17 protein-coding genes are annotated in these 22660 nt (G+C 67.5%); 12 read left to right on the top strand and 5 right to left on the bottom strand.

Translation table 11 applies throughout. The annotated features are described in order from the left end of the window. Positions 1 to 59: 59 nt before the first annotated feature. On the bottom strand, positions 60 to 1577 hold the full coding sequence (locus AC1DRO_RS12165; protein ID WP_476950987.1) for a CYTH and CHAD domain-containing protein: 1518 nt from the start codon (positions 1575 to 1577) through the stop codon (positions 60 to 62). A 417-nt stretch (positions 1578 to 1994) separates the two neighbouring features. On the opposite strand from AC1DRO_RS12165, the gene AC1DRO_RS12160 reads away from it, so the two are divergent. The 12 genes from AC1DRO_RS12160 to AC1DRO_RS12105 all read left to right on the top strand — a co-directional run bounded on the left by AC1DRO_RS12160 (position 1995) and on the right by AC1DRO_RS12105 (position 16817). After that, positions 1995 to 3497, top strand: coding sequence for a xylulokinase (locus tag AC1DRO_RS12160; protein ID WP_476950986.1), 1503 nt, complete (start codon positions 1995 to 1997; stop codon positions 3495 to 3497). Next, entirely contained in the window at positions 3481 to 4851 is a 1371-nt protein-coding gene (locus AC1DRO_RS12155; RefSeq protein WP_476950985.1) for an iron-containing alcohol dehydrogenase, read from the top strand. The genes AC1DRO_RS12160 and AC1DRO_RS12155 overlap by 17 nt, the downstream gene beginning before the upstream one ends. A 131-nt stretch (positions 4852 to 4982) precedes the next feature. Beyond that, on the top strand, positions 4983 to 6734 hold the full coding sequence (locus AC1DRO_RS12150) for a glycerol-3-phosphate dehydrogenase/oxidase (RefSeq protein ID WP_476950984.1): 1752 nt from the start codon (positions 4983 to 4985) through the stop codon (positions 6732 to 6734). 288 nt (positions 6735 to 7022) lie between these two features. Further along, positions 7023 to 8432 carry an ethanolamine permease gene (eat, locus tag AC1DRO_RS12145; RefSeq protein ID WP_028278167.1) on the top strand — a complete coding sequence of 470 codons (1410 nt, stop codon included), beginning with the start codon at positions 7023 to 7025 and terminating at the stop codon, positions 8430 to 8432. Between the two features lie 226 nt (positions 8433 to 8658). Further along, the gene (locus AC1DRO_RS12140) at positions 8659 to 9480 is read left to right on the top strand and encodes an HAD-IIA family hydrolase (protein WP_043436900.1); all 822 of its coding nucleotides are present in this window, start codon (positions 8659 to 8661) and stop codon (positions 9478 to 9480) included. A 73-nt stretch (positions 9481 to 9553) separates the two neighbouring features. Next, the gene (locus AC1DRO_RS12135) at positions 9554 to 10243 is read left to right on the top strand and encodes a beta/alpha barrel domain-containing protein (protein ID WP_476950983.1); all 690 of its coding nucleotides are present in this window, start codon (positions 9554 to 9556) and stop codon (positions 10241 to 10243) included. A gap of 51 nt (positions 10244 to 10294) precedes the next feature. Further along, positions 10295 to 11062, top strand: coding sequence for a GntR family transcriptional regulator (locus tag AC1DRO_RS12130; protein WP_476950982.1), 768 nt, complete (start codon positions 10295 to 10297; stop codon positions 11060 to 11062). 288 nt (positions 11063 to 11350) lie between these two features. Continuing rightward, positions 11351 to 12565 carry a PP2C family protein-serine/threonine phosphatase gene (locus AC1DRO_RS12125; protein WP_476950981.1) on the top strand — a complete coding sequence of 405 codons (1215 nt, stop codon included), beginning with the start codon at positions 11351 to 11353 and terminating at the stop codon, positions 12563 to 12565. A gap of 140 nt (positions 12566 to 12705) precedes the next feature. Then, entirely contained in the window at positions 12706 to 14703 is a 1998-nt protein-coding gene (locus AC1DRO_RS12120; protein WP_476951029.1) for a glycosyltransferase family 2 protein, read from the top strand. After that, positions 14687 to 15019, top strand: a complete 333-nt coding sequence (locus AC1DRO_RS12115) for an STAS domain-containing protein (RefSeq protein ID WP_079552596.1) — start codon at positions 14687 to 14689, stop codon at positions 15017 to 15019. Before AC1DRO_RS12120 ends, AC1DRO_RS12115 begins: the two co-directional genes overlap by 17 nt. Beyond that, positions 15012 to 15440 (top strand): ATP-binding protein, encoded by a 429-nt coding sequence (locus tag AC1DRO_RS12110; protein WP_243178209.1) that lies wholly within the window; start codon positions 15012 to 15014, stop codon positions 15438 to 15440. Before AC1DRO_RS12115 ends, AC1DRO_RS12110 begins: the two co-directional genes overlap by 8 nt. A 150-nt stretch (positions 15441 to 15590) precedes the next feature. Then, on the top strand, positions 15591 to 16817 hold the full coding sequence (locus tag AC1DRO_RS12105; RefSeq protein WP_476950980.1) for a glycosyl hydrolase: 1227 nt from the start codon (positions 15591 to 15593) through the stop codon (positions 16815 to 16817). Positions 16818 to 16882: 65 nt separating this feature from the next. Here the strand turns inward: AC1DRO_RS12105 and AC1DRO_RS12100 are convergent, their stop codons facing one another. The 4 genes from AC1DRO_RS12100 to AC1DRO_RS12085 form a co-directional block, all read right to left on the bottom strand. Continuing rightward, positions 16883 to 18631: an acetyl/propionyl/methylcrotonyl-CoA carboxylase subunit alpha gene (locus AC1DRO_RS12100; protein ID WP_476950979.1), complete on the bottom strand. Its 1749-nt coding sequence runs from the start codon at positions 18629 to 18631 to the stop codon at positions 16883 to 16885. Continuing rightward, positions 18631 to 20379 (bottom strand): 5-oxoprolinase subunit B/C family protein, encoded by a 1749-nt coding sequence (locus AC1DRO_RS12095; RefSeq protein ID WP_476951028.1) that lies wholly within the window; start codon positions 20377 to 20379, stop codon positions 18631 to 18633. Before AC1DRO_RS12095 ends, AC1DRO_RS12100 begins: the two co-directional genes overlap by 1 nt. Positions 20380 to 20425: 46 nt before the next feature. Next, positions 20426 to 21766 carry an MFS transporter gene (locus AC1DRO_RS12090; RefSeq protein ID WP_243178206.1) on the bottom strand — a complete coding sequence of 447 codons (1341 nt, stop codon included), beginning with the start codon at positions 21764 to 21766 and terminating at the stop codon, positions 20426 to 20428. A 94-nt stretch (positions 21767 to 21860) separates the two neighbouring features. Continuing rightward, complete coding sequence (locus AC1DRO_RS12085) at positions 21861 to 22619, bottom strand: LamB/YcsF family protein (protein ID WP_476946245.1); 759 nt, start codon at positions 22617 to 22619, stop codon at positions 21861 to 21863. Positions 22620 to 22660 lie beyond the last annotated feature (41 nt).

The following is a 22660-nucleotide window of genomic DNA, read 5'->3' as shown; positions in this document are numbered from 1 at the left end:
CGCGAGGTCCTCAGCTTCATCGACGGCGATGCAGCACTCGACGCTCGACGCGTCCAGGATCAGGGTCGCAGCCGCAAGCGGCGAAGCTTCTTCCCTGCCTTGCGGGCTTTGTTCTCCGTCTTCCGGGCAATGCGTTCTTCCATCTCCAGCAAACCCTCGAAGCCGAGGTCGGCATCGGCGGGCCGGTCCGGGGTGGCCGCGAGTCTGCGCAGGAGGTCGGTCGCCATGACGCTGTCCTGATGGTCGCCGAGTACTGTCTGGAGCCGTCCGGCCGCTTTGGTGAGTTTGGCGGCGCGCTTGCCGTGGATCTCCAGGACCGACTCACCCGCGTGGCGGAGGCGCTTGGCGTCTTTTCGGACCTCGTGCAGCGCTGTGTCGCGCGCGGCCCTGTCGGCCGAGCCTTTGACGGCCTTCCGGGCACGCTCCACCCGCTTCGCGGCTTTGTTGACCAGCTTGGCCGTCACGCTGCGCGCGGGCCGGAAGGCGCGTGGCTTGGCAGGCGGGTTGTCCCGGAAGTCCTCCAGGGAGCCCAGGAGACGGAAGTAGCGGCCGGTCCGGAGGGTCTCCAGGACGTTTCTGTAGCCCGCGTCGTGGGCTGCGACCAGCTCCTGATCGATCATCTGGGCCAAGAGGCCGGACCTCTGTTCTTCCGGGAGCTCCAGGATGTGCTGGCGAAGCCGCTCCAGCATGACTTCGGCATCGCGGGCCGGGCCCAGGATCTGGCCCAGCCACTTCAGTTCAGCCTGGAGTTCCCGCACCGCTGAGCGGTTGAAGAGTTTGCGGTACGTGGCCAGGGCGGAGCGCGCCCGGCGGGTCGCGGACCGCATCTTGTGGACGGAATCCGGTGTGCCCATCCGCACACCCGGATCATTGGCGATGAAGTCACCAATCCGCGCGTCTAAATAGGCGGTCACGACGTCGACTGCCGGTCCCTTCTTCCGGGGTTTTGGAGTCCGGGGACTGAACTCGGCCGGCCAGGCATCGCCCAGGGCACGGGCGATCTTGGAAGGATAAGCGGAGTGGCCGGCTCCGGTAGACGTCAGAGTTGCGGCGGCAGCCTCAAAGAGCTCCGCTGTGCCGTGGACGAGTTCGAGCTCCCATTCACGCCAGTCGACGGCCGGCCCCGGCGGCCGCAGGGCCTCGGCATGAACGTGGTCGTCGGCGAAGTCGGCCAAATGCTCACCGCCTGGCCCGTAAAGCCGGTAGGTGGTGCGCCGCGTACTGAGCCGGGCGACGGGCTCGAGTTCGTCGCCCCGGATGAGGACCTGCAGATGGTCGGACAGTTCTTCCGGAACGGTCTCCGGCTGCCCCAGCGGCGCATGGATCTCCTCCCGCTGGTCCGCCCCGGCGGGAAGCTTGAGGTGCCAGCCCTCGTCCACCCCGCCCGTGCGGCGCCTAAGGGTAATGCGACGCGCCGCGAGGACCAGGGCCGGGGTATCGAAGTACACAGCCTCGAGCTGATCCGTCACAGGCTCCGCGACGTGGTCCACACCTTCGATTTCCTGCAGATCCGGCAGCGCCGCAGAGGTCCCGGCGTCGTACTTTTGTTCCGTTTCAAGTTTTCCCGTGGTGTCCATAGCGGTCAAGACCCCCCACCGGACGCGCGTTCCCGCGGCAGCGAACTGTTGGGCCTGTTGATGACCGCCATGGCGGGCCTCCCCTATCGGCACCGCTGGAACATGGACGTGATCTCCGGCGGGCGTGTCCGGCCGGTGCCTTGGCCCGGTGCGCCTAGCCCGATTCTAGGCTCTGCGCGAATCGGCGACCAGACCGCGGTCGGCCCTTGACAACGTCCGTGACGGCTTCACCCCGGGCCAGCGGCTCGTGACGCAAGCGAGGCCGGGGACCTCGGCGGGGGTGCTCGTGCCGGAAGGACATCGGCGGGGCTTGACGGCCGGGAGCCGCACCCGTAACCTAGTTATTAGACGTCTGACGACTTACGCAGATGGTGATGGCTTCGGGGGAAGGCCACTGGGATACAAAGGAGTATTTCATTGGGATATGTAATTGGCTGTGATCTTGGCTCGCAGAGCGCGAAGGCGGTGCTGATGTCGCCGGAGGGCGTGATCGTCGCGACCGCAAGCAGCGCGTATGCGATGGCGCACCCGCACAGTGGCTGGGCAGAGCAGGATCCGGCGCACTACCGGCACGGGATTGCCTCCAGTGTCCGGGCCGTGCTGGCCCGGACCGGCGTGAAGCCGGCCGAGGTGACCCATATCGGGCTCTCGAGCCAGGTGGACGGCGTCGTGCCGGTGGACGCCGACATGCGTCCGCTGCGGCCGGCCATTATCTGGCTGGACCGGCGCGCCACCGAACAGGTTGCCCGGCTCGGGAACGCGATCGATCCGGACTGGCTGTTCGCCCGGACGGGGCTGAACCTGGACGCCAGCCACACCGGACCAAAGCTGATGTGGCTGGCCGACAACGAGCCCGAGGTGTACCGGCGGGCCGCGTCGCTGCCCTCGGTCGGGGGCTACGCTGTCGCATGGATGACCGGCCGTTCGATCCAGGACCACGCGAATTCCTCGTCCTCGCTGCTCTATGACGTAGTGACCCGGGACTGGAGCGATGAACTCATCGACGCCGCCGGGCTGGACCGGGCCAAGCTTCCGGAGATCGGCCGCGCCACCGACGTCGCCGGGACCCTGACCGCGGAGGCGGCTGCGGCGCTGGGGCTGACCACGGGCTGCGCCGTTGTGGTCAGCACCGGGGATGACCACGCCGCATGCCTGGGCGCCGGCGGGGTCCGGCCCGGGGTGGTCGTCGATATCCTCGGCACGGCCGAACCGGTCGGCGTCTCCAGCGCCGTCCCGGTCTTCGACGAGACCAAACTCGTCGAGACCCACGCGCACGCCGTGGACGGCACCTACCTGATCGAGAACCCCGGGTTCGTCTCGGGCGGCAACACGCTGTGGTTTGCCCAGAACGTCCTCGGCGTCAGCCAGCAGGAGTTCTTCGACCGCGCCGCCCGCTCAGAGCCCGGCGCCCGCGGGGTCCGCTTCATCCCGGCACTGACCGGCTCCATGGCGCCCCGGTGGAACGACTCCCTGCGCGGGACGTTCGCCGGGCTGTCGATGAACCACGACTCCACCGACATGGCCCGGGCGATCATCGAGGCGAACTGCTTCGCGTTCCGTGACATCTACGACCGGATTGATGCGATGGGCCTGGCCCAGTCGGTCCGGGTCGTCGGCGGCGGGGCCCGCTCCGCGCTGTGGCTCTCGGCGAAGGCCACGCTCTGTAATACCCCGATCCAGAAGGTGCTCACCGAGGAGACCAGCGCCACCGGCGGGGCACTGCTCGCCGCCGTCGCCGCCGGCACCTTCGCCAGCCTCGAATCCGCCGTCGATGCCGTGGTCGAACTCGACCCGGTCAGCATCGACCCCGACCCTGCCCATGCCGAGGCCCTTGAAATGGCCTACCAGGACTACCGCTCCCTCTTCGACGCCGTCGAATCCATCCCGCAGAAAGTGACACGCCATGACGCTCTCGTCTGACCTCGACCGCTACCTCTCCCACCCCCTGGTCGGCCTCGACCAGGTCGTCATCGGCGCCGACGTGCTGGACTCCGTCCACGACATCGTCGCCGCCCTCCCGGCCCATAACAGCATCGCCGTCCTGACCGACGAGGACGTCTACACCACCGGCTCGGGTACCTACCTCAAGCCCGCCGTCACGGCCCTCCTGGAAACCCTCGGCACGGTCACCACCGTGGCCCTCCCGGGCCACGTCCACGCCGACGAGACCACGGTGAGCGCTGCGACCGCCGGCTGTGCCGGCGCAGACGTCATCGTCACCATCGGCTCCGGCACCCTGTGCGACATCGGCAAGGTCGCCGCCGGGACCCGGCCGCACGTCGTCGTGCAAAGCGCCGCCTCCGTCAACGGCTTCGCCGATGACCAGTCCGTGCTGCTGATCAACGGCGTCAAGCGCACCGCCCACTCCGGCTGGCCCAGCGCACTCGTGGTCGACAGCAACGTCCTGGAAGGGGCGCCGGCACTGCTGAACCGCTCCGGACTCGGCGACATGATCTCGATGTTCACCGCCCCCGCGGACTGGTACCTGTCCTCCCTCGTCGAGATGGACCGCGGCTACTCCGCCGAGGCCGCGACCATGACCCGCCGCCACGGCGCCGAACTCCTGGGCCTTGCCCCCGGCGTGGGGACCTCTGACCCGGAGTCCTTGTCGACGCTGGCCAAGTTCGTGACCCTGTCGGGCATTTCGATGGGCGTCGCGGGACAAACCTCCCCGTCCTCCGGCATGGAACACGTCATCAGCCACCTCCTGGACATGGCCAGCACGGCCCGCGGCACAGACACCGCCCACCACGGCGCCCAGGTGGGCGTCGCGACCGTCGTCGTCGCGATCCTCTGGCGGAACATGAACGAGAAGCTCCGCACCGGAAGCCTCGGCGTCGTCCGGCTCCCCGAGCCGGACGACGCCGAACGCACCGTCCGGGAGGCCTTCGACTGGATGGACGAGGCCGGCTCCACGAGCAACGAGTGCTGGTCCGACTACTCCAAGAAACTCGAACACCTCCGTACCGTCGACGCCGGCGCCAAAATCCGCGACGCCGCCGCAACCTGGCCGGCGCACGCCGAGGTGCTCTCGGGCCTGCTGGGCGAACCGGAAGCAATCGTCGCGGCGCTCCGCGCCGCCGGCGCGCCCACCCGTTTCTCCGAACTGGAAAACCCCAGCAAGGAAGACGACGTCATCTGGGCGCTCACGAACTGCCACCTCATGCGCAACCGCTTCAACATCGCCGACCTCGCCTACCTCACCGGAGCGTGGACGAAGACCGACGTCCTGGCCGCCCTCGCCGAAGCGGAACGGATCGGCGCCGGACTGTAAACGCCGGGCCTCACCGCACGCGAAACCAATTCCCAAACAAACAACATCAACTTTTATTCGTCAGACGTCTAATGACATTTGATGCTGATGAAGCCTGGCCACGAAAGGCAGGCAGACCCTTGGAGGCCACAATGAGCAAGACCGCCACTTCCCCCGGAACCGGGCGACTCAACACTGCGCAACGCGAAGCAGCCCGCGCTGCGATGAAGTCACAAGTACTCGACGTGCTTGTTATTGGCGGCGGCGTTGTCGGCGCCGGCGCTGCCCTCGATGCGGCATCGCGGGGACTTACGGTTGGCATTATCGAGAAGAGCGACTGGGCCAGCGGCACTTCCAGCCGGTCCTCCAAGCTGGTGCACGGCGGAATCCGCTACCTTGAGCAGCTCAACTTCAAGCTGGTCAAGGAGGCCCTTGTGGAGCGCGGCCTTCTCCTGCGCACAATCGCACCCCACCTCGTCAGGCCTGTCTCGTTCCTCTACCCCGTCACCGCGCCGCTGGCTGAGCGGTTTTATGTGGGGGCCGGGATGGCCCTGTATGACCTGTTCAGCTATGCCGGCGGCCGCCACCCGGGCGTCGGACTGCACCGCCACCTCAGCCGCAAGCGCGTCAGGGCTGAACTGCCCGGCCTGAACCGTGCTGCATGCCGTGGGGGCATCAGCTACTTTGATGCCCAGGTCGATGACGCCAGGCTGGTCGCAACGATCGTGCGCACTGCGGTGTCACGGGGCGTCCATGCGATGAATCGCGCCGGCGCAGTGGAGATCGTGCCCGGCACCGGCAGCGCGGACCACACAGTACTCGTCTCGGATGAAGAGACGGGTGAGCGGTTCGAGGTGCGGGCCCGCTCCATCATCAACGCAACGGGTGTGTGGACCGCAGAATCGCAAACCATGATCGGCGTCGACTCGGCAGTCGAAGTCACCATGTCCAAGGGGGTTCATATCCTCGTTGACCGTGATCGCTTCCCGTCCACCATGGGATTGATCCTGCGAGCAGGGGCAAGTGTCCTTTTCGTCATCCCCTGGGGCAACTACTGGATCATCGGCACCACCGACACGCCATGGGACCTGGGAAAAACGAACCCCTCCGCCACCTCCGCGGACGTCCAGTACCTGCTCGACCACGTCAACAAGGTGCTCGAGGTCCCGATCGTCCACGAGGATATCCTCGGTGTCTACGCCGGACTCCGCCCGCTCGTGAAAGGCAAGGCAGGCTCGACCGCGCAGCTGAGCAGGGAACACGTCGTTGACGTGCCCCACGAGGGCATCGCGGTGATCGCCGGCGGCAAACTCACCACCTACAGGGTCATGGCAAAGGACGCTGTGGACGCCGCGACGAAGGGGCGAAGCACTGCCCGCCCCTCGCAAACACTGGACCTGCCCCTCCTCGGTGGCGAAAACTTCGTTGCCGCCGAGATGGAAAGCGTCTGCGCCTACATGCTCGAAACCCTCGGACTGCCGTCCAGCCACGCGGCACGCCTGGTCGGTCGCTACGGAAACATGGCCACTGAGGTCTTGAAGCCTGTGGCCGAGAACAGGGTGCTCGGGCTGGAGATCTGCGGCGGCGGCGGCGCCCTTCTGGCTGAAGCGCTGTACGCGGTGACGCACGAGGGGGCCCTGCATTTGGAGGACGTCCTTGAGCGCCGCCTGCGTATTTCCATTGAATCCAAGGATTTCGGCGAAGAAGCCGCGTCCGAGGTTGCCAGGGCCGTGGCCCCGGCCCTGGACTGGACTGCGCAAGACGTCGACGACGAACTGGAGCGCTATCAGGAATTCGTGCGCCTCCAGCGGGAAGCGATCTCCGTACCCGATGACGCCTCTGCCGATGCTGTCATGAAAAGGGCAGTTCCTGCCGCCCGCGCGGCGGCCGGCCTGCACGCCTAACCGTCCCGGAAAACAACAAAAACTTTTTCTTGTCAGACGTCTAACGACTTGGTATGCTTGATGAACAAGGTCGCGAAAGCCCCTTCCGGACACTTTCCCTGCCGATGACGCCAGAGAAAAGCCAGGCCCGCCGCCCCCGCGGCGGCCGTTCGTAACACCCGGTCCCGGAGCGCTGATTTCAGCCCGGCACCCAGCCACCGGAGCAATCCCGCGGCTTCCTCGTCAAACATCAGACGGCCCACCTCCCGTGGCGCCGATGATGGATACAACCCGCAAAGGAGCAGGTCAGTGTCACAAGCCACAATTTCGCCAGTGCAGGCGGAGCACAAGAAAAAGAATCTTCACAAGGTTGCAGGGCCCGTCCTGCTCTGGGGCATCGGCGTCGGCGCCGTGATCTCCGGTGATTACTACGGCTGGAACGCGGGCCTGGGCCTGACCGGCTACTGGGGTTACCTGATCGCAATTGCGATCATGGGCCTGCTCTACGCCGGCCTCTCAACCGTGATCGGCGAACTGTCCGCAGCAGTACCCCACGCCGGTGGAGCCTACGCCTACGTCCGCACAGCACTGGGCCGGGTCTGGGGATACCTCGCCGGAGTCAGCGTCCTTCTGGAATTCGTGTTTGCCCCGGTCGCGGTGGCGCTGACCGTCGGCGCCTACGTGCAGGTCCTCTTCCCCGACGTGCCGGTCCTGGTCAGCGCCGCAGTCCTCTACATCGGCTCGACCGTGGTCCATCTCCTGGGCGCCGGCAACTCGATGAAGATCGAATTCGTGTTCACCGCCGTCGCGGTCGTCGGCCTCATTGTCTTCATGGTGATCGGTGCGCCGAAGATGTCATTGGATAACCTGAACGCCTACTCGGGCGGAGCCATCCTGCCCAACGGCATCGGCGGCCTCTGGGCCACCCTGCCGCTCGCCGCATGGTTCTTCTTCGCCATCGAAAGCCTCCCCATGGCTGCCGAAGAGACCAAGAACCCGGCCAAGGACATCCCCAAGGCCCTGATCATGGCCTTCATCACCCTCGCCGTGATCGGCCTCGGCACCCTCACCGTCGCCGCCGGCGTCGGCGGGTCCGACTTCCCCGGCGCAGCGGCCCCGCTGACCGTGGCCCTGTCCAACGTCGTGGGATCCCAGACCTGGATCGTCCCGGTGATCGCGATCTTCAGCCTCGCCGCCCTGGTCGCCTCGTTCCACGCGATCGTGATCGCCTACTCACGCCAGACCTTCGCCCTGTCCCGTGCAGGCTACCTGCCGGCATCACTGTCCAAGCTCAACAAGCATCACGCTCCGGTCGGCTCGCTGATCGTGCCCGGCGTCATCGGCTTCGTCTTCGTCATCCTGGGCGCCACCATCCTCCCGGACGCCATCCCGGTCCTGGTCACTCTCTCCGTGCTCGTCGCGGCCGTGTCCTACATGCTGATGATGGCCGCAGCCCTGGTGCTGCGGAAGAAGCGCCCCGACCTGCACCGCCCCTACAAGGCACGCGGTGGACGCGTCACGATGTGGATCGCACTGATCCTGGCCGGGATCCTGATCCCCGCAGCCCTGGTCAGCTTCCCCCTCGCGTTCGTCATCGCCGTGATCATGGTGGCCCTGTTCATGGCCTACTACTTCGCCGTCGGCCGCAAGCGCGTCGGCAACTACACCGCCGAAGAAGAACTCGCCCTCACCGACCAGGCCCTCACCGCGGACGCCTGACCAACCCAGCCCCACCAAAAAGCCCGACAGCCCGGCCAGCCCGCCAGGCTGATCTGGCCGACCGCCCGGCGGGGGCGCCGCGACCCGGCAGCCCCCGCCCGGCACCAGCACCACCGGCACCACACCGCGAAACTTTCTTCCAAAGATTCCACCATCGACTTGAGTCGTTAGACGTCTAACGTTAGACTTGTATTGTGTCCCGCAAGGGGCCGAAAGGAGGGCAACGATGCCCGTTGAACTACTGGCCAAAGAAACCGGCCGCCGCGAAGCGGCCCCGCTCTACCGGGGCTACGCCTTCGACCTGGACGGCACGCTGTATCTGGGCGATGACCTGATCGAGGGCGCGGACACCGTCGTGGCGGCGCTGCGCGACTCCGGGGCCCGGGTGGTCTTCGTGACCAACAAGCCGCTCGAGACCGCCGAGGCCTACGCCGCGAAGCTGACCCGGCTCGGCATCCCGGCCCAGGCCCAGGACGTAATCTCCGCGCTCGACGCGCTCACCCTGTACCTCGCCGGCCGCCACCCCGGGGCCCGTGTCCTGGCCGTGGGCGAACCGGTCCTGATCGAATCGCTGCGCGGCGCCGGGTTCACCCTGACCGAGGACCCGGCCCAGACCGACGTCGTGGTGGTCTCCTTCGACCGGACCTTCGACTACGACAAACTCACCCGCGCCTACCAGGCCGTGAAGGCCGGCGCCGTGATCGTGGCCACCAATCCCGACCCGTACTGCCCCACCCCCGACGGCGGCCTGCCCGACTGTGCCGCGATGCTTGCGGCCATCGAGGCCTGCACCGGCGGACGCGCCGAAGCGATCGTCGGCAAACCCAGCGTCCACATGGCCAACGCCTTCCTGCACCGCCTCGGCGTCCCTGCCCACGAGGCCGTGATGGTCGGGGACCGGCTCCTGACCGACGTCGCCATGGGCCTGAATGCCGGCATGGCCTCGGCCCTGGTGATGTCCGGAGCGACCACCGATGACCACCTCGCCGCCTCCGGCATCCTGCCCACCCACGTCCTGGACGACGTCCGCGGACTCCTCCCCGCCTGACCCACACACGCACCACCCCACCAGCAGCAGCACCCACCCGGCACCACCCACCACAAGCGAAAGAACAAGAACAATGTCTGAATTCATCTTCATGCTCACCCACAACGACCGCACCGTCGACAACGCCTTGGAGGTCCTCGAGCAGGTCAAGGACACCGGGCTGCGCCACATCGGCTTCAAGGACGTCGGCGCCACCGCCGAGAAGGCACGTGAGCTGACCGCCGCCGCGCACGCCGCGGACCTGGTGGTCTACCTCGAGGTGGTTTCGGTCGACAAGGCTGATGAGATGGACTCCATCGACGCCGCCATCGCCGCCGGCGTGGACTGGATCGTGGGCGGCAAGTTCGCCGCCGAGGCCGTCGAGAAGCTCGCCGGCACCGGAATCAAGTTGGCCCCCTTCCCCGGCCGCGTCGCCGGGCACCCCAGCGCACTGCTCGGCACCATCGAGGAGATCACCGCGCACGCCGCCGAACTCTCCAAGCTCGAGGGCGTCCACGGCGTGGACCTGCTCGCCTACCGCCACGCCACCGTCGATCCGCTGGAACTCACCGCCGCCGTCGCCCGCGTTGTCGATGGGCCCACCATCGCTGCCGGCTCGGTCGTCAACGAGGACCAGATCCGCGGTCTCGCCGAAGCCGGCGTCTGGGGCTTCACCATCGGCGCGGCCATCTTCGACGGCAAGCTCCCCGGCGAAAAGGACGTCGTGTCCCAGGTCCGCACCGCCCTGTCCTACGCCGACGCCGCCGCCGGCGCCCGCGTCTAATCAGAACCCGCACCGCCAGTACACTGGATTTATTGCCCCAGGGAGGACACCATGTCAGGTCGCCGGCCAAATCTTGCAGAACAGGTTCGAGATGAACTCACCGAGCTCATCAGCAACGGCACGTATAACGTCGGCGACCGGCTCCCCAACGAGGACGAAATGTCGGTGAAGTTCGCGGTCAGCCGCGCCACGGTCCGCGAAGGCTACCGGGCATTGATCGACGCCGGGTACCTTTCCCGCCTCCATGGCAAAGGCACCTACGTCACCAGGGTGCCACAGCGCCACGCGCTGGACCTGAACGTCAGCTACACCGCGATGATTCAGGCCGCCGGGTTCACCCCCAGCATCCGGATCATCTCCCAGCGCGTGGTACCCGCCGATGACGGCGACCGGGCCCGGCTCCGCCTGGACCGCGGGGCCGAGGTCGTCATCGTCGAACGGGTCCGGTTCGCCGATGCCCGGCCCGTCGTCTACAGCCTCGACCGCATCCCTCTGGCCCTCGTGCCCCAAGCGGCCCGGTCCAACCTCGGCCCGTCCCTGTTCGACCTGCTCGAGACCCTCAACTACGGCGTCCGGAACGGGCGGGCCAAGCTGCTCCCCGTCCTCGCCGGACCCCCTGAGGCCGCACAGCTCCAGGTCAACGAAGGCGTTCCGCTGCTCTACTTCGACGAGGTCGACTACGACATCAACGGCACCCCGGTGCTCGCCTCCTTCGAGTGGCACACCAGCGACGTCTTCGAAATGTGGCTCAACCGCCGCGCCCAGCCACCCGCCCACCAGGTCCAGGCCGCTCCGGCCCTCTCAGAGTCACGGAGCTGACCGGGCAACAACCACAAACACCGGACACACGGCCGGGCACGCTCCCCAGCGTGCCCGGCCGTTCCCGTTGTGGAGGTTGTCCGGCCGGAGACTGCCTTATACGGGCTCGTTAAAGACGTGACAACGCCCTGAACACCGATCGACGGTAGGGTTGCCGTGACCGGGTCCCGCTGGCTGGCGGGAAGCTCGATCGAAGCGTGGGAGCCCGCCGCGAGGACAGCGGACGCCCACGTCGAACGGCCGTACAGGCCTCGTTGGGCTCAATCGCCTCAGATGTGTGAAGGACGTATGACAAGCACGGGCTACCAATCCGAATCGCGCCTCAGCGGGGCTGAAGCCCCGGAGTGGGCGCGGCTGGAGGACCTTTCCAGAACCCGCCTTCTGGACACACCATCGGAGGAGCGCTTCGACCGGATCACGCGGCTCGCTCAGGGGCTTTTCGGTGTCAGTGCGGCCAGCATTTCCTTGATCGCCGAGGACCGGCAATTCCTGAAATCTTTCGTCGGTCCGCTCGCCCGCGAGTCGGAGCGGCGTGACACGTTCTGCACCGAGGCGATCAAGTCCTCGGGAACCATGATCGTGGAGAACGCCCTCACCGACGAACGCTTCCGGCAGAGCCCGCTCGTGACCGGCAATCCCCATATCCAGTTCTACGCGGGCCATCCCCTCACCGGGCCCGGCGGCACGCATGTCGGAACGTTCTGCATCATCGACCAGGCGCCCCGGGTATTCAGCGCAGAGCAGCAGAAGATCCTCGAGGACCTCACTGAGATCATCCAGCGCGAAATGAACCTTTCGTGGGACATCGACAACGGAGCCCGGGTGCAACGGGCCCTGCTTGCGCCCACTCCCCCTGCACCGGCCGGCTACTCGCTGGGCACCTGCTTTTACCCTGCCTCCGGGCTTAGCGGTGACTTCTACGAGCTCGGCATGACCGCGGCCGGCCAGTTCCGCATTACCGTCGGCGACGCCATGGGCAAAGGTATCGGTCCGGGAATCGTGGCCGGCACCGTCCGGTCCGCCTTCGCCCACACCGGCTGGGAAGCCGGGCCGTCCCGAATCTTCGAGGACGTGTCGGGGAGCCTCGACGATACCTTGGCCCGTGTGGGCTCCTATGCCACGGTGTTCCACGCGCTGATCGACCCTGCAACCGGCACAGGCCACTATGCGGACGCCGGCCAGGGACTGAGCTATATCCTCCGTTCCGACTTCACGATTGAACGCCTGTCCCCGACGGGGCCGCCACTGGGCCTGATACCCGGGCAAAGCTGGGAAACGCACACCTTCCGGCTCGCCCCGGGCGATGCCCTCCTGGTTCCGACGGACGGCCTCCTGGACCTGCACGGCGGTGACCTCGGCCGTCTCGCCGCAGCCCTGGACAGCCGCCAGGCGCAGGATCATCCGGACACCGCCGTGAAGAAACTCTGCGACCGGCGGGGAAAACACGGCATCCTGGACGACATCACTGCGGTCCTGCTCCAGCGCGAACCAGAATCCGCCTAAGTGCGCCCGTCCTGGGTGCCGCACCGAGGCCCGGCAGGATGCCCACTCACCCCTCGCGAAAGGACGCTCGCGTGACCGAAACGCCGCGCTACCCAGACCCGGACCGCGCCGACGCGCCACAGCAACGCTCCGGGAGCGCCGTGCAGCTCTTCGGGGTACGGCTCCTCGTGCTCCTGACGTTGCTGGCCGGCGTCAACTACGTGGCCTGGCGCTGGCTGGCGTCACTGAACTGGGACGCGTGGTGGATCGCCGTGCCGCTGGTCGCCGCCGAGACCTACAGCCTGATCGACGTGCTGCTCTTCGGAATGACAGTCTGGCGGCTAAAGTCCCGCACACCGCCGGCACCGGCCCCCGCGGACGCCACGGTTGACGTTTTCATTACGACGTACAACGAGCCGCTGGAGCTGGTGATGACGACGGCGCTTGCCGCCCAAAAGATCCGGCACCCGCACAGCACCTGGATACTTGACGATGGTGACAGGCCCGCGCTCCGGCAACTGGCCGCGGCGAGCGGACTGGGGTACGTGACCCGAAGCGCGGAATGGAGCGGGATGCCCCGGCACGCGAAAGCGGGGAATCTGAACAACGCCCTGATGCAAACCGAGGGCGAGTTCCTGCTCATTCTCGACGCGGATCAGATCCCCGAACCGGACATTCTGGACAAGACGCTGGGCTACTTCAACAACCGCAAAGTCGCCCTCGTCCAGACGCCCCAATATTTCAGCAACGTCCCGGCCGACGATCCCCTGGGCAGCCAGGCGCCGTTGTTCTACGGCCCCATCCAGCAGGGCAAGGACGGCTGGAACGCTGCCTTTTTTTGCGGCTCCAACGCCATCCTCCGCAGGGAGGCCCTCATGCAGCTGGGACTGTCGGGGTACGTCAAGGAAACCGAGAAGAGTATCCGGCGCGCCCTCAGCGCATCCCGGGCGGCTATCCGCAAGGCACGCAAAGCGGCAACCGACGAATCCTTGCTGATTCAGCACACCCTCGACGAGGTCGAAGCGGCAACCGAAGAGGCCCGCCGCCGGCTCGACGCCGGCGACTCACTCAGCGAAATCACGTACCGGGCACGACGCCGGGTGGACCAGGCCGTCCAGGCACTGGTGCTGGCCGATGTGTCCGCCCTTCAGGCCGACCTGAAGGAAATTGCCGCGATGGCGCCGGTGGAGGTCGGTGACGCCGGAGTGCCCGTGGTGACCGATGATGCTGTGCAGCGCATGGCGGCCAGGGACTGGTCTCCCCTTGGGGCAATCGAGTCCGTGCAGGCGGTGCTGGACGCGTTATCGGTGGAACGGACCGACGAGGCCCAGCCGGTCATGCCGCTGGCCACGATTTCCGTGACGGAGGACATGGCGACTTCCATGCGCATGCACGCCATGGGCTGGCAAAGCGTCTACCACCACGAGGTCCTGGCCTACGGGCTGGCACCGGAAGACATCGGCACCATGCTGACCCAGCGCCTGCGCTGGGCCCAGGGCACCATCCAGGTGTTTCTGCGGGAGAACCCGCTCCTTCAGCGCGGGCTGAAGCTGGGCCAGCGGCTTATGTACTTCGCAACGATGTGGACCTACCTCAGCGGCTTCGCCGCCGTCGTCTACTTCGCCGCGCCGATCATTTACCTGCTCTTCGGGATCCTGCCCGTCACCAGCCTGAGCGCCGACTTCTTCCTGAGATTCATTCCGTTCATGGTGGTCAACCAGCTCCTCTTTGCCGTTGCCGGCAGAGGCATCCCCACCTGGCGCGGTCAGCAGTACAGCCTCGCCCTGTTCCCCACCTGGATCAAAGCATGTACGACGGCGGCCCGGAACGTCTGGTTCGGGCATCCCCTCGGCTTCGCCGTCACGCCGAAGGACCGCCAGTCTGGAGGTCCACGATGGAGCCTGATCCGCCCACAGATCGCCGTGTCGGTCGTACTGTTCATCGCGTCGGTTGTTGGGATTGGGCGGCTCGTTGCCGGAATGTCCGAGCCGATCGGCACACTCGTCAACGTATTCTGGGTGGTGTTTGACCTGATCGTCATGAGCATCCTGGTGCGGGCCGTCCTGTACCGCGGATACTCTGCCGGCGGTTCCGGCGATGACCCCGACACGAGCAACGAGACCTCCACCGAAAGGGCCCTCCGTGGACCTGAGCTATGAAGTGAAAGACAGCTACGCCGAGATAACAGCCGCCGGCCGGCTCAACATGGTGTCGGCGCCGAAACTGCGGGAAATGGTGGCGGAAGTTGTCGCTTCGGGCTCGGCCCGGATCGTGATCAACCTCGAAGCGACAGCGTTCATGGACTCGTCCGGGCTTGGAGCGCTCATCGGGTGCCTCAAGGCCGCGCGGCAAGCCGGTGGCGACCTTCGGATCGCGGCCGTCCAGCCCCAGGTTCAAATGGTCCTGGGCCTTACGAGCATGGACAAAGTCCTGACGTCGTACCCCTCCGCGGCTGAAGCTTTCGGGGATGACTGACATTCTCGCCCGGCGGACGCTCCGCCAGACGGCACTTCCGGAAGCCATCGAGGCCGTGCATACCGAGCTCGACAAACTGTGGGATGACGCTTCCTTCGTTCCGGACCTGGACCGCATGACGTTCGCCACGGCCGTGATCGAAGCTGCCAGCAACGTGGTGCAGCACGCCGTTCCCGAATCCACGAAGCCCGTGGAACTCGGGGTCGACATCAGCGCTACGTCCGTCAGGCTGGAGGCCCGGGTCAGTGCCTTCAATGCCGTCTGCCCCGACCCCATTGACACTGACGCCGCCATGCCCGACGGCGAGGCTGAATCAGGGCGCGGGCTCGCCCTTATTCGCGCCCTGGTCACCACCGTGACATTCAAGCGCCAGGACGGGACGAACACCTGGATCCTGTCAAAGTCCCCGCTGCGCGACTGAGCGGAATCCTTGGACAATCCTCGGGATCTCCTGCTTCGTTTGACCCCGGAGCGGAACCGTCATGACGGACACTGGATATTGTGGCTTCCGTAGGCAAGCCGCGTTCCGTCAGGATGCCCCGCTTGGCCGGGGCCCGGCCAAGGAGCCACGATGAAGCCGCTGCTAAGCGTGGCCTGCGTTCTTCTCCTCATGGCGTTCAGCCTGTCCCTCGCGGCGGTACCCGCTCAGGCCGCCTCCCCGTCCCTTAGCCTCAGCCCGGCCAAGGGCCCGGCCGGAACCGCGGTCACCGTCACCGGCACCGGTTTTCCCAAGAAGGGCTCCGGAACTGTGAGCGCCGGAGCCAGTTCCGTCGCCTTCAAGGTCAGTGCCTCTGGAGGCTTCACCGCCGACGTCGTTATCCCGCAAACGTCCCAGCCGGTCCTTGACGTCCAAGCTGTATCCGGAACCGTCAAGGCGTCGACGGGCTTTACGGTCGTGGCGGCCGCGCCGGTGGCGGAACCTTTGCCCCCCGTCATCAGCAGCTCGCCGCTGCGCTTCGGCGTCGGCACCCCCGGCGGGCCGCTGGCCCAAGCGGAATTGGACGGGGCCGCGTCCCTCGCCGGGGAGGCGCCGTCAATCATTCTGTCCTACAAGGACTTCAATCAAGGCCCGCCCATCACGGAGCTGGATGCTGTTCGCAGCCGAGGCGCCGTAGCCCTGCTGACCTGGGAGCCCTGGGCTTGGGGCGGCGGAACCGATCAGCCGGCCTATGCCCTGGACCGCATTACGGCCGGCAACTTCGACCCCTACTTGCGGCAGTGGGGCCAGGCGCTGGCAGCCTGGGGGCATCCAGTGATGGTGCGCTTCGGGCACGAAATGAACGGCAACTGGTACCCCTGGTCTGAGGGAGTCAACGGTAACGAACCCGGCGATTACGCTGCGGCGTGGCGGCACGTCCATGACGTCGTTGCTGCTACCGGCGCCTCCAACATCTCTTGGGTCTGGAATCCCAACGTTCCGTATTGGGGGTCAACCCCGCTCGACGGGCTGTATCCGGGCTCCGCTTACGTGGATGAAGTGGCCCTCGACGGTTACAACTGGGGTACATCAGCAGCCTGGAGCAGCTGGCTTTGGCCATCGGAGCTCTTCGGCCCGGGCCTGTCCGAACTGAGACGGCTTGCCCCAGGCAAACACGTGCTCGTGGCAGAGACTTCATCTGCCGAACAAGGCAGGTCCAAAGCCGACTGGAACACTGCCTTGATCAGCTATCTGGCTGCCCAGCCCGATGTCACAGCAGTTGTCTGGTTCAACTTCAACAAGGAAACAGACTGGCGGATCGACAGCAGTCCCGGCTCCGCCACCGCTCTGGCGTCCGCCCTGGCGGCGCGCCGCAGATAGCCAAACACGCAGGGAAACGGGCCGCTTCCGCCGGCGGAAGCGGCCCCGACACTGCCGGAAAATGGCTACCCGATCAGCGCGAGCACCGCGCCGGCCGTGACAACCCCGCCCGCTTTGGTGCGGACGTCGGTGACGGTGCCGTCCCGGTGCGCGGAGACCTGGGTTTCCATCTTCATGGCCTCAAGGACCACCACCGGGTCCCCGGCCGAGACTTCGGCTCCCGGCTCGACGAGCCATTTCACGACTGTCCCTGCCATGTCCGCGCGCAGCTCCCCCGGGTCGCCGGCGGCGGCACCGCCGTCGGACGCTACCGACACCCCGGCGGGCGCTGAACTGCCCGAGCGGGCCCAGGCGTCCAGCAGATCGGCCGGAAGGCCGACGGCGAGGCGCCTGCCGTCCACGTCGACAGTGATGGTGCGGCGTTCGCCGTCGGGCGCGGTGGTGCTGTAGTCGGGATCGGCAGGGATGCTGTCCGCGAAGTCGGTTTCGATCCAGCGGGTGTGGATCCCGAGGCCGTCCTCGGAGGTGAAGTCCGGGGATTCCAGCACGGCCCGGTGGAAGGGCAGCACGGTGGCGACGCCGGTGATCCGCATTTCGGCGAGGGCCCGGCGGGCACGGCGCAGGGCCTGCTGGCGGTCCGCGCCGGTGACGATCAGCTTCGCGAGCAGGGAATCGAACTGCGGCGCGACGAAGGACCCGGAGCGGACGCCGGTGTCGAGGCGGATGCCCGGGCCGGTGGGCCCGGCGAATTCGCCGATGGTCCCGGGCGAGGGCAGGAAGCCGCGGCCCACGTCCTCGGCGTTGAGCCGGAATTCGAAGGCGTGTCCGCGCGGCGCCGGGTCCTCGGTCAGGCGTAGCGGCTCCCCCGCGGCGATCCGGAACTGTTCCTGGACGAGGTCGATCCCCGTGGTTTCCTCAGTGATCGGGTGCTCCACCTGGAGCCGGGTGTTGACCTCCAGGAATGCCACGGTGCCGTCCGCCGCGACCAGGAATTCCACCGTGCCGGCGCCGGAGTAGCCGGCTTCCCGGCAGACGGCCTTGGCGGCGTCGTAGATCAGCGTAGTCTGCTCTTCGGTCAGGAACGGCGCGGGAGCCTCCTCCAGAAGCTTCTGGTGCCGGCGTTGCAGGGAGCAGTCGCGGGTTCCGACGACGACGACGTTGCCGTGCGCGTCCGCCAGAACCTGCGCCTCGACGTGGCGCGGACGGTCCAGGTAGCGCTCCACGAAGCACTCGCCCCGGCCGAAGGCGGCCACTGCCTCACGGACGGCGGAGTCGAAGGCTTCCTCGACCTCGTCGATGACCCGGACCACCTTCATGCCGCGGCCACCGCCGCCGAAAGCGGCCTTGATGGCGATCGGCAGGCCGTGCTGTTCGGCGAAGGCCCGGGCCTCGGCGGCCGTGTCGACGGGACCGTCGCTGCCGGCCACCAAGGGTGCGCCGGCCCGGACGGCCGCGTCGCGGGCCGTGATCTTGTTGCCGAGCAGCCGGATCGCGTCCGGCGTCGGACCGATCCAGGTCAGTCCAGCGTCCAGAACGGCCTGGGCAAAGTCGGCGTTCTCGGAGAGGAAACCGTAGCCCGGGTGGACGGCGTCCGCTCCGGACTCGGCCGCCACGGCGAGGAGCTTGGGGATGTTCAGGTACGTGTCCGCGGGCGAGTTGCCGCCCAGGCTGAAGGCTTCATCCGCGGCCGAGACGTGCAGGGCGTCGGCGTCGATGTCGGCGTAGACGGCGACGGACGCCAGCTGCGCGTCGTCGCAGGCCCGGGCTATGCGGACCGCGATTTCTCCACGGTTGGCGATCAGGACCTTGCGCATCAGTTACTCGCTTCTTCTGTGGTGGTGGCGTGTTCAGTAGTGCCGTGTTCGGTGGGGTGTTCGGTGGTGGCGGATTCGGCCCAGCGGAAGCGGATCCTGCCGCCGATCGGGACCTGGGCGGCGAGGTCCAGCTGGGAGTCGACCACCACGGCGATCACCGGGTAGCCGCCGCTGATCGGATGGTCGGCCAGGAAGAGCACGGGCAAGCCCTCCGGCGGGACCTGCAGGGCGCCGGCGACGGTCCCTTCGCTGGGCAGTTCGCCCTGCCGGCTGCGCTGCAGCGGCGTACCGTCCAGCCGCATGCCGACGCGGTTGGACTGCGGCAGCACGGCCCAGTCCTGGGCGGTGAAGGAGTTCAGTGCCGCCTGATCGAACCAGTCGGCGCGGGGGCCGGGGACGACGTCGAGGACGGTCACCCCGGTGCCCGGGTAGTCCGGCTGCAGTTCGGGATTTCCGACGACGCCGGTCTCGGCTTCTCCGCCGGCGCCCAGTTGCTGCCCGGCGGCCAGGGGCGCAGGACCGATCCCGGACATGGTGTCGGTCGAGCGGCTGCCCAGTACCGGGGCGGCATCCACCCCGCCGCGGACCGCGAGGTAGCTGCGGAAGCCGCTGTGCGGCGCACCAATGCTGAGCGTTTCGCCGTCGAGCAGCGCAAAGGGAGTCGCCACCGGCACGGTGCGCTGCCACGTATCGCCGGCGTCGTCCGGTGCGGACGCGATACTCAGTTCCGACGGCGCCCCGGCGACGGCGAGGACCTGGTCCCCCACGGCCTGGACCTTGAGTCCGCCCGCGACGGTCTCGATGCCGGCTGCGCCGGGGGCGTTGCCGACGAGGCGGTTGGCCCGGCGCAGCGAGGCCCGGTCCAGCGCGCCGGCGGCGGAGACGCCCAGCCCGGAGTGGCCGTCCCGGCCGAGGTCCTGGATCAGGCTCTGAAGTCCCGGTGAAACGATCCGGATCCCGGCCGTGACATCCTGCCCGGCAATCGGTTCCGGCGCGGTGCCCTCGGCCGCAGGCGCCGCGGCCGGCTCGACAGCGGGCTCCGCTACTGGCTCGACCGCGAGGGCGAGTGCATCCCGGACCGGACGGAACTGCACCCGGTGGCCGGGGGCGGCCAGGGCGGGCGGCTCCCGGTCCAGGTCCCACATCTTGGCGTTGGTGCGCCCGATCAGCTGCCAGCCGCCCGGGGAACGCCGCGGGTACACGGCCGAGTAGTTGCCGGCCAGCGCCACGGACCCCGCGGGAACTGCGGTGCGGGGCGAGCTGCGGCGCGGCACTTCCAGCTGCTGGTTCTCCCCGATCATGTACCCGAAGCCGGGGGCGAAGCCGGCGAAGGCCACGGTCCAGATCTGCCCGGAGTGGGCGGCGATCACGCCGTCGGTTCCCAGGCCGGTGAGCCGTCCGACTTCGGCGAGGTCCTCGCCGTCGTACACGGTGTCGATGACCACCAGCTCACCGTCGCGCTGGACGGGTGCGGTGAGGTCGAGCTGCATCAGGCGGGCGGCGATGCGCCGGGCCGAGGCCGGGGACTCGGCCTTGACCAGGACGGTCTCGGCCGCGGCCAGGATGTCCTGCTGGCCCGGCAGCGGTTTCTCGAGGAGCAGTGCCTGCAGGGCGAGCACGTCCTGCGTGCCGGAGAGCTCAGCGAGGACCGCGCGCGTCCCCACGGCACGCACGGAGCGGACCTTGTGAACTGCGGTTTCGCCTGCTGCGGCGGCTTGTACCTTCAGGGGTTCCCCTGCTGTCTCAATCACGAGTTGCCTCAATCATTGTGCCGGTGAACAGGATCCGCGCCGCTCAGGCGCGGGCATCTTGCAGGAGCCGCTCTTCTTCCTCGGGCTGCGGGTTGCGCCCAATGGCCAGTCCGATCACCGTCACGATCGAGGCGACCGCGAGGTAGCCGGCGATCAGGAACCAGTTGCCGCTGACGGCGAAGAGGGCGGTGAAGACCAGCGGTGCGACGGCGCCGCCGATCACGCCGGCCAGGGTGTAGGCCAGCGAGCTGCCGGCATAGCGCAACCGGGCCGGGAACTGTTCGGTGATGTAGGCAGCCTGCGGGCCGTACATGAAGGCGTGGAACGCCAGTCCGATCACAATGCCGACGGTCAGCATGAAGACCGACTTGCCCTGGATCATGAGGAAGAACAGCGGGATGTATGCGGCCGTTCCGACGGCGGCGACGCCGTAAACGAGGCGGCGGTTGACGCGGTCCGTGAGGGCGCCCGCCGCCGGGATCAGGACCAGCTGGAATGCGGAGCCGATCAGGATGGCGCTGAGGACGTTGCTGGTGGTCATGCCCAGCTCTTTGGTGGCGTAGACGGCCATGAAGACGGTGAGCAGGGAGTACAGCACGTCCGGGCCGACACGGCACAGGGCGGCCGAGACGAGGGCGCGCGGTTCCTTGGTGAAGACATCCTTGATGGGGGCCTTGGCCTGTTCGCCGTGGGCCTTGATGGCCTTGAAGACGGGCGTTTCCTCGAGCTTCAGCCGGATCAGCAGGCCGAAGACCACCAGGATGGCCGAGGCGAGGAAGGCTACACGCCAGCCCCAGGAGAGGAAGTCTTCGTTGCTGAGCGTCGCGGCCAGCACGGCAAGGACGCCGTTGGCCATCAGGTTGCCGGCGGGCGGACCGATCTGCGCGGCGGAGGACCAGAAGCCGCGCTTGCGGGGGTCGCCGAATTCGCTCGAGAGCAGCACGGCGCCGCCCCATTCGCCGCCAACACCGATTCCCTGCGCCAGGCGCAGGAGCACCAGGATGGTGGGAGCGGCCAGGCCGATGGCGGCGTAGCCGGGCAGCACGCCGATCAGCACGGTTGCGATGCCGATGAGCAGCAGGGTGGTCACGAGGACGTTCTTGCGGCCGATCTTGTCACCGAGCCGCCCGAAGATCACGCCACCGATGGGACGGGCGAGGTAGCCCACGGCAAAGGTCGAGAAGGACAGCAGCAGCCCGACGAATTCGTCGTTGCCCGGGAAGAAGACTTTGGGGAACACCAGGGCCGAGGCCACGGAGTAGATCGCGAAGTCGTAGTACTCCAGCGAGGTGCCGGTGAGGCTCGCGACGTAGGCCTTGAGGGCGCCGGGCGGGAGCTTCCTCTTGCCGGCGGCCGGGGTGGCCTGATGCGGTGCTGCAGTCATGGTTTCCTCCAGGTGTGCGGGGTGCTGCCTGTTGCTTGGGTTTAAGTGCGGGTGGTCCCGGCGGAACCGGGGTGTGAAGCGGTGAAGCTGCGGCCTAGACGAAGGCGGCGGTGGTGATGTCCGCGGCGTTGAGCGCTTCGCGGACGGCAGCGGCCATGGCGACGGCCCCCGGGGAGTCACCGTGCACGCAGATGCTTTCGGCGCGGATTTTCAGGATGGAGCCGTCGATGGTGCGGATGGCGGAATCGGTGGCCATCCGGAGGACATGCTCAGTGACGAGAGCGGGGTCCTCCAGCACGGCTCCGGGGAGCGTGCGGGACACGAGGGTGCCGTCCGGGTTGTAGGCCCGGTCCGCGAAGGCTTCGGTCACCGCGCGGAGGCCGGCGGCCTCGGCCAGGCGCAGCACTTCCGAGCCCGGCAGGCCCAGGATGGGCAGGTTCGGGTCAACGGATTTCACGGCGTCGACAACGGCCTTCGCTTGGGCGGTGTGCGAGACGATCGCGTTGTAGAGGCCGCCGTGCGGCTTGACGTACTTAACCGTGCCGCCCTCGACGGCGGCCAGCGCCTGCAGGGCACCGATCTGGTAGACGACGTCGTCGGCCAGTTCGATCGGGTCGATGTCCAGGAAGCGGCGGCCGAAGCCGGCGAGATCGCGGTAGCCGACGTGGGCGCCGATCACGACGCCGGCGCCAATCGCCTCGCGGCAGGTCCGGCGGATGACGCTCGGGTCGCCCGCATGGAATCCGCACGCCACGTTGGCGCTGGAGACCGAGCGGAACATCGCCGAGTCGTCGCCCAGGGTCCAGCGGCCGAAGGACTCGCCGACGTCGCTGTTCAGGTCAATGGTTGCCATTTGTGATCCTCGTCTCATGATAGCCCCCTACTAGGATGCAT

Source organism: Arthrobacter sp. P4_F11 (assembly GCF_056401395.1).
Note: the sequence above shows the minus strand (reverse complement) of the source record. Positions and strands in the feature narration are given on the sequence as shown.

Bases quoted from the DNA above. Each gene is read 5' to 3' on its own strand.
- AC1DRO_RS12165 (WP_476950987.1), bottom strand. From the start codon at position 1,577: ATGGACACCACGGGAAAACTTGAAACGGAACAAAAGTACGACGCCGGG.
- AC1DRO_RS12155 (WP_476950985.1), top strand. From the start codon at position 3,481: ATGACGCTCTCGTCTGACCTCGACCGCTACCTCTCCCACCCCCTGGTC.
- AC1DRO_RS12150 (WP_476950984.1), top strand. From the start codon at position 4,983: ATGAGCAAGACCGCCACTTCCCCCGGAACCGGGCGACTCAACACTGCG.
- AC1DRO_RS12140 (WP_043436900.1), top strand. From the start codon at position 8,659: ATGCCCGTTGAACTACTGGCCAAAGAAACCGGCCGCCGCGAAGCGGCC.
- AC1DRO_RS12135 (WP_476950983.1), top strand. From the start codon at position 9,554: ATGTCTGAATTCATCTTCATGCTCACCCACAACGACCGCACCGTCGAC.
- AC1DRO_RS12130 (WP_476950982.1), top strand. From the start codon at position 10,295: ATGTCAGGTCGCCGGCCAAATCTTGCAGAACAGGTTCGAGATGAACTC.
- AC1DRO_RS12125 (WP_476950981.1), top strand. From the start codon at position 11,351: ATGACAAGCACGGGCTACCAATCCGAATCGCGCCTCAGCGGGGCTGAA.
- AC1DRO_RS12110 (WP_243178209.1), top strand. From the start codon at position 15,012: ATGACTGACATTCTCGCCCGGCGGACGCTCCGCCAGACGGCACTTCCG.
- AC1DRO_RS12105 (WP_476950980.1), top strand. From the start codon at position 15,591: ATGAAGCCGCTGCTAAGCGTGGCCTGCGTTCTTCTCCTCATGGCGTTC.
- AC1DRO_RS12100 (WP_476950979.1), bottom strand. From the start codon at position 18,631: ATGCGCAAGGTCCTGATCGCCAACCGTGGAGAAATCGCGGTCCGCATA.
- AC1DRO_RS12090 (WP_243178206.1), bottom strand. From the start codon at position 21,766: ATGACTGCAGCACCGCATCAGGCCACCCCGGCCGCCGGCAAGAGGAAG.
- AC1DRO_RS12085 (WP_476946245.1), bottom strand. From the start codon at position 22,619: ATGGCAACCATTGACCTGAACAGCGACGTCGGCGAGTCCTTCGGCCGC.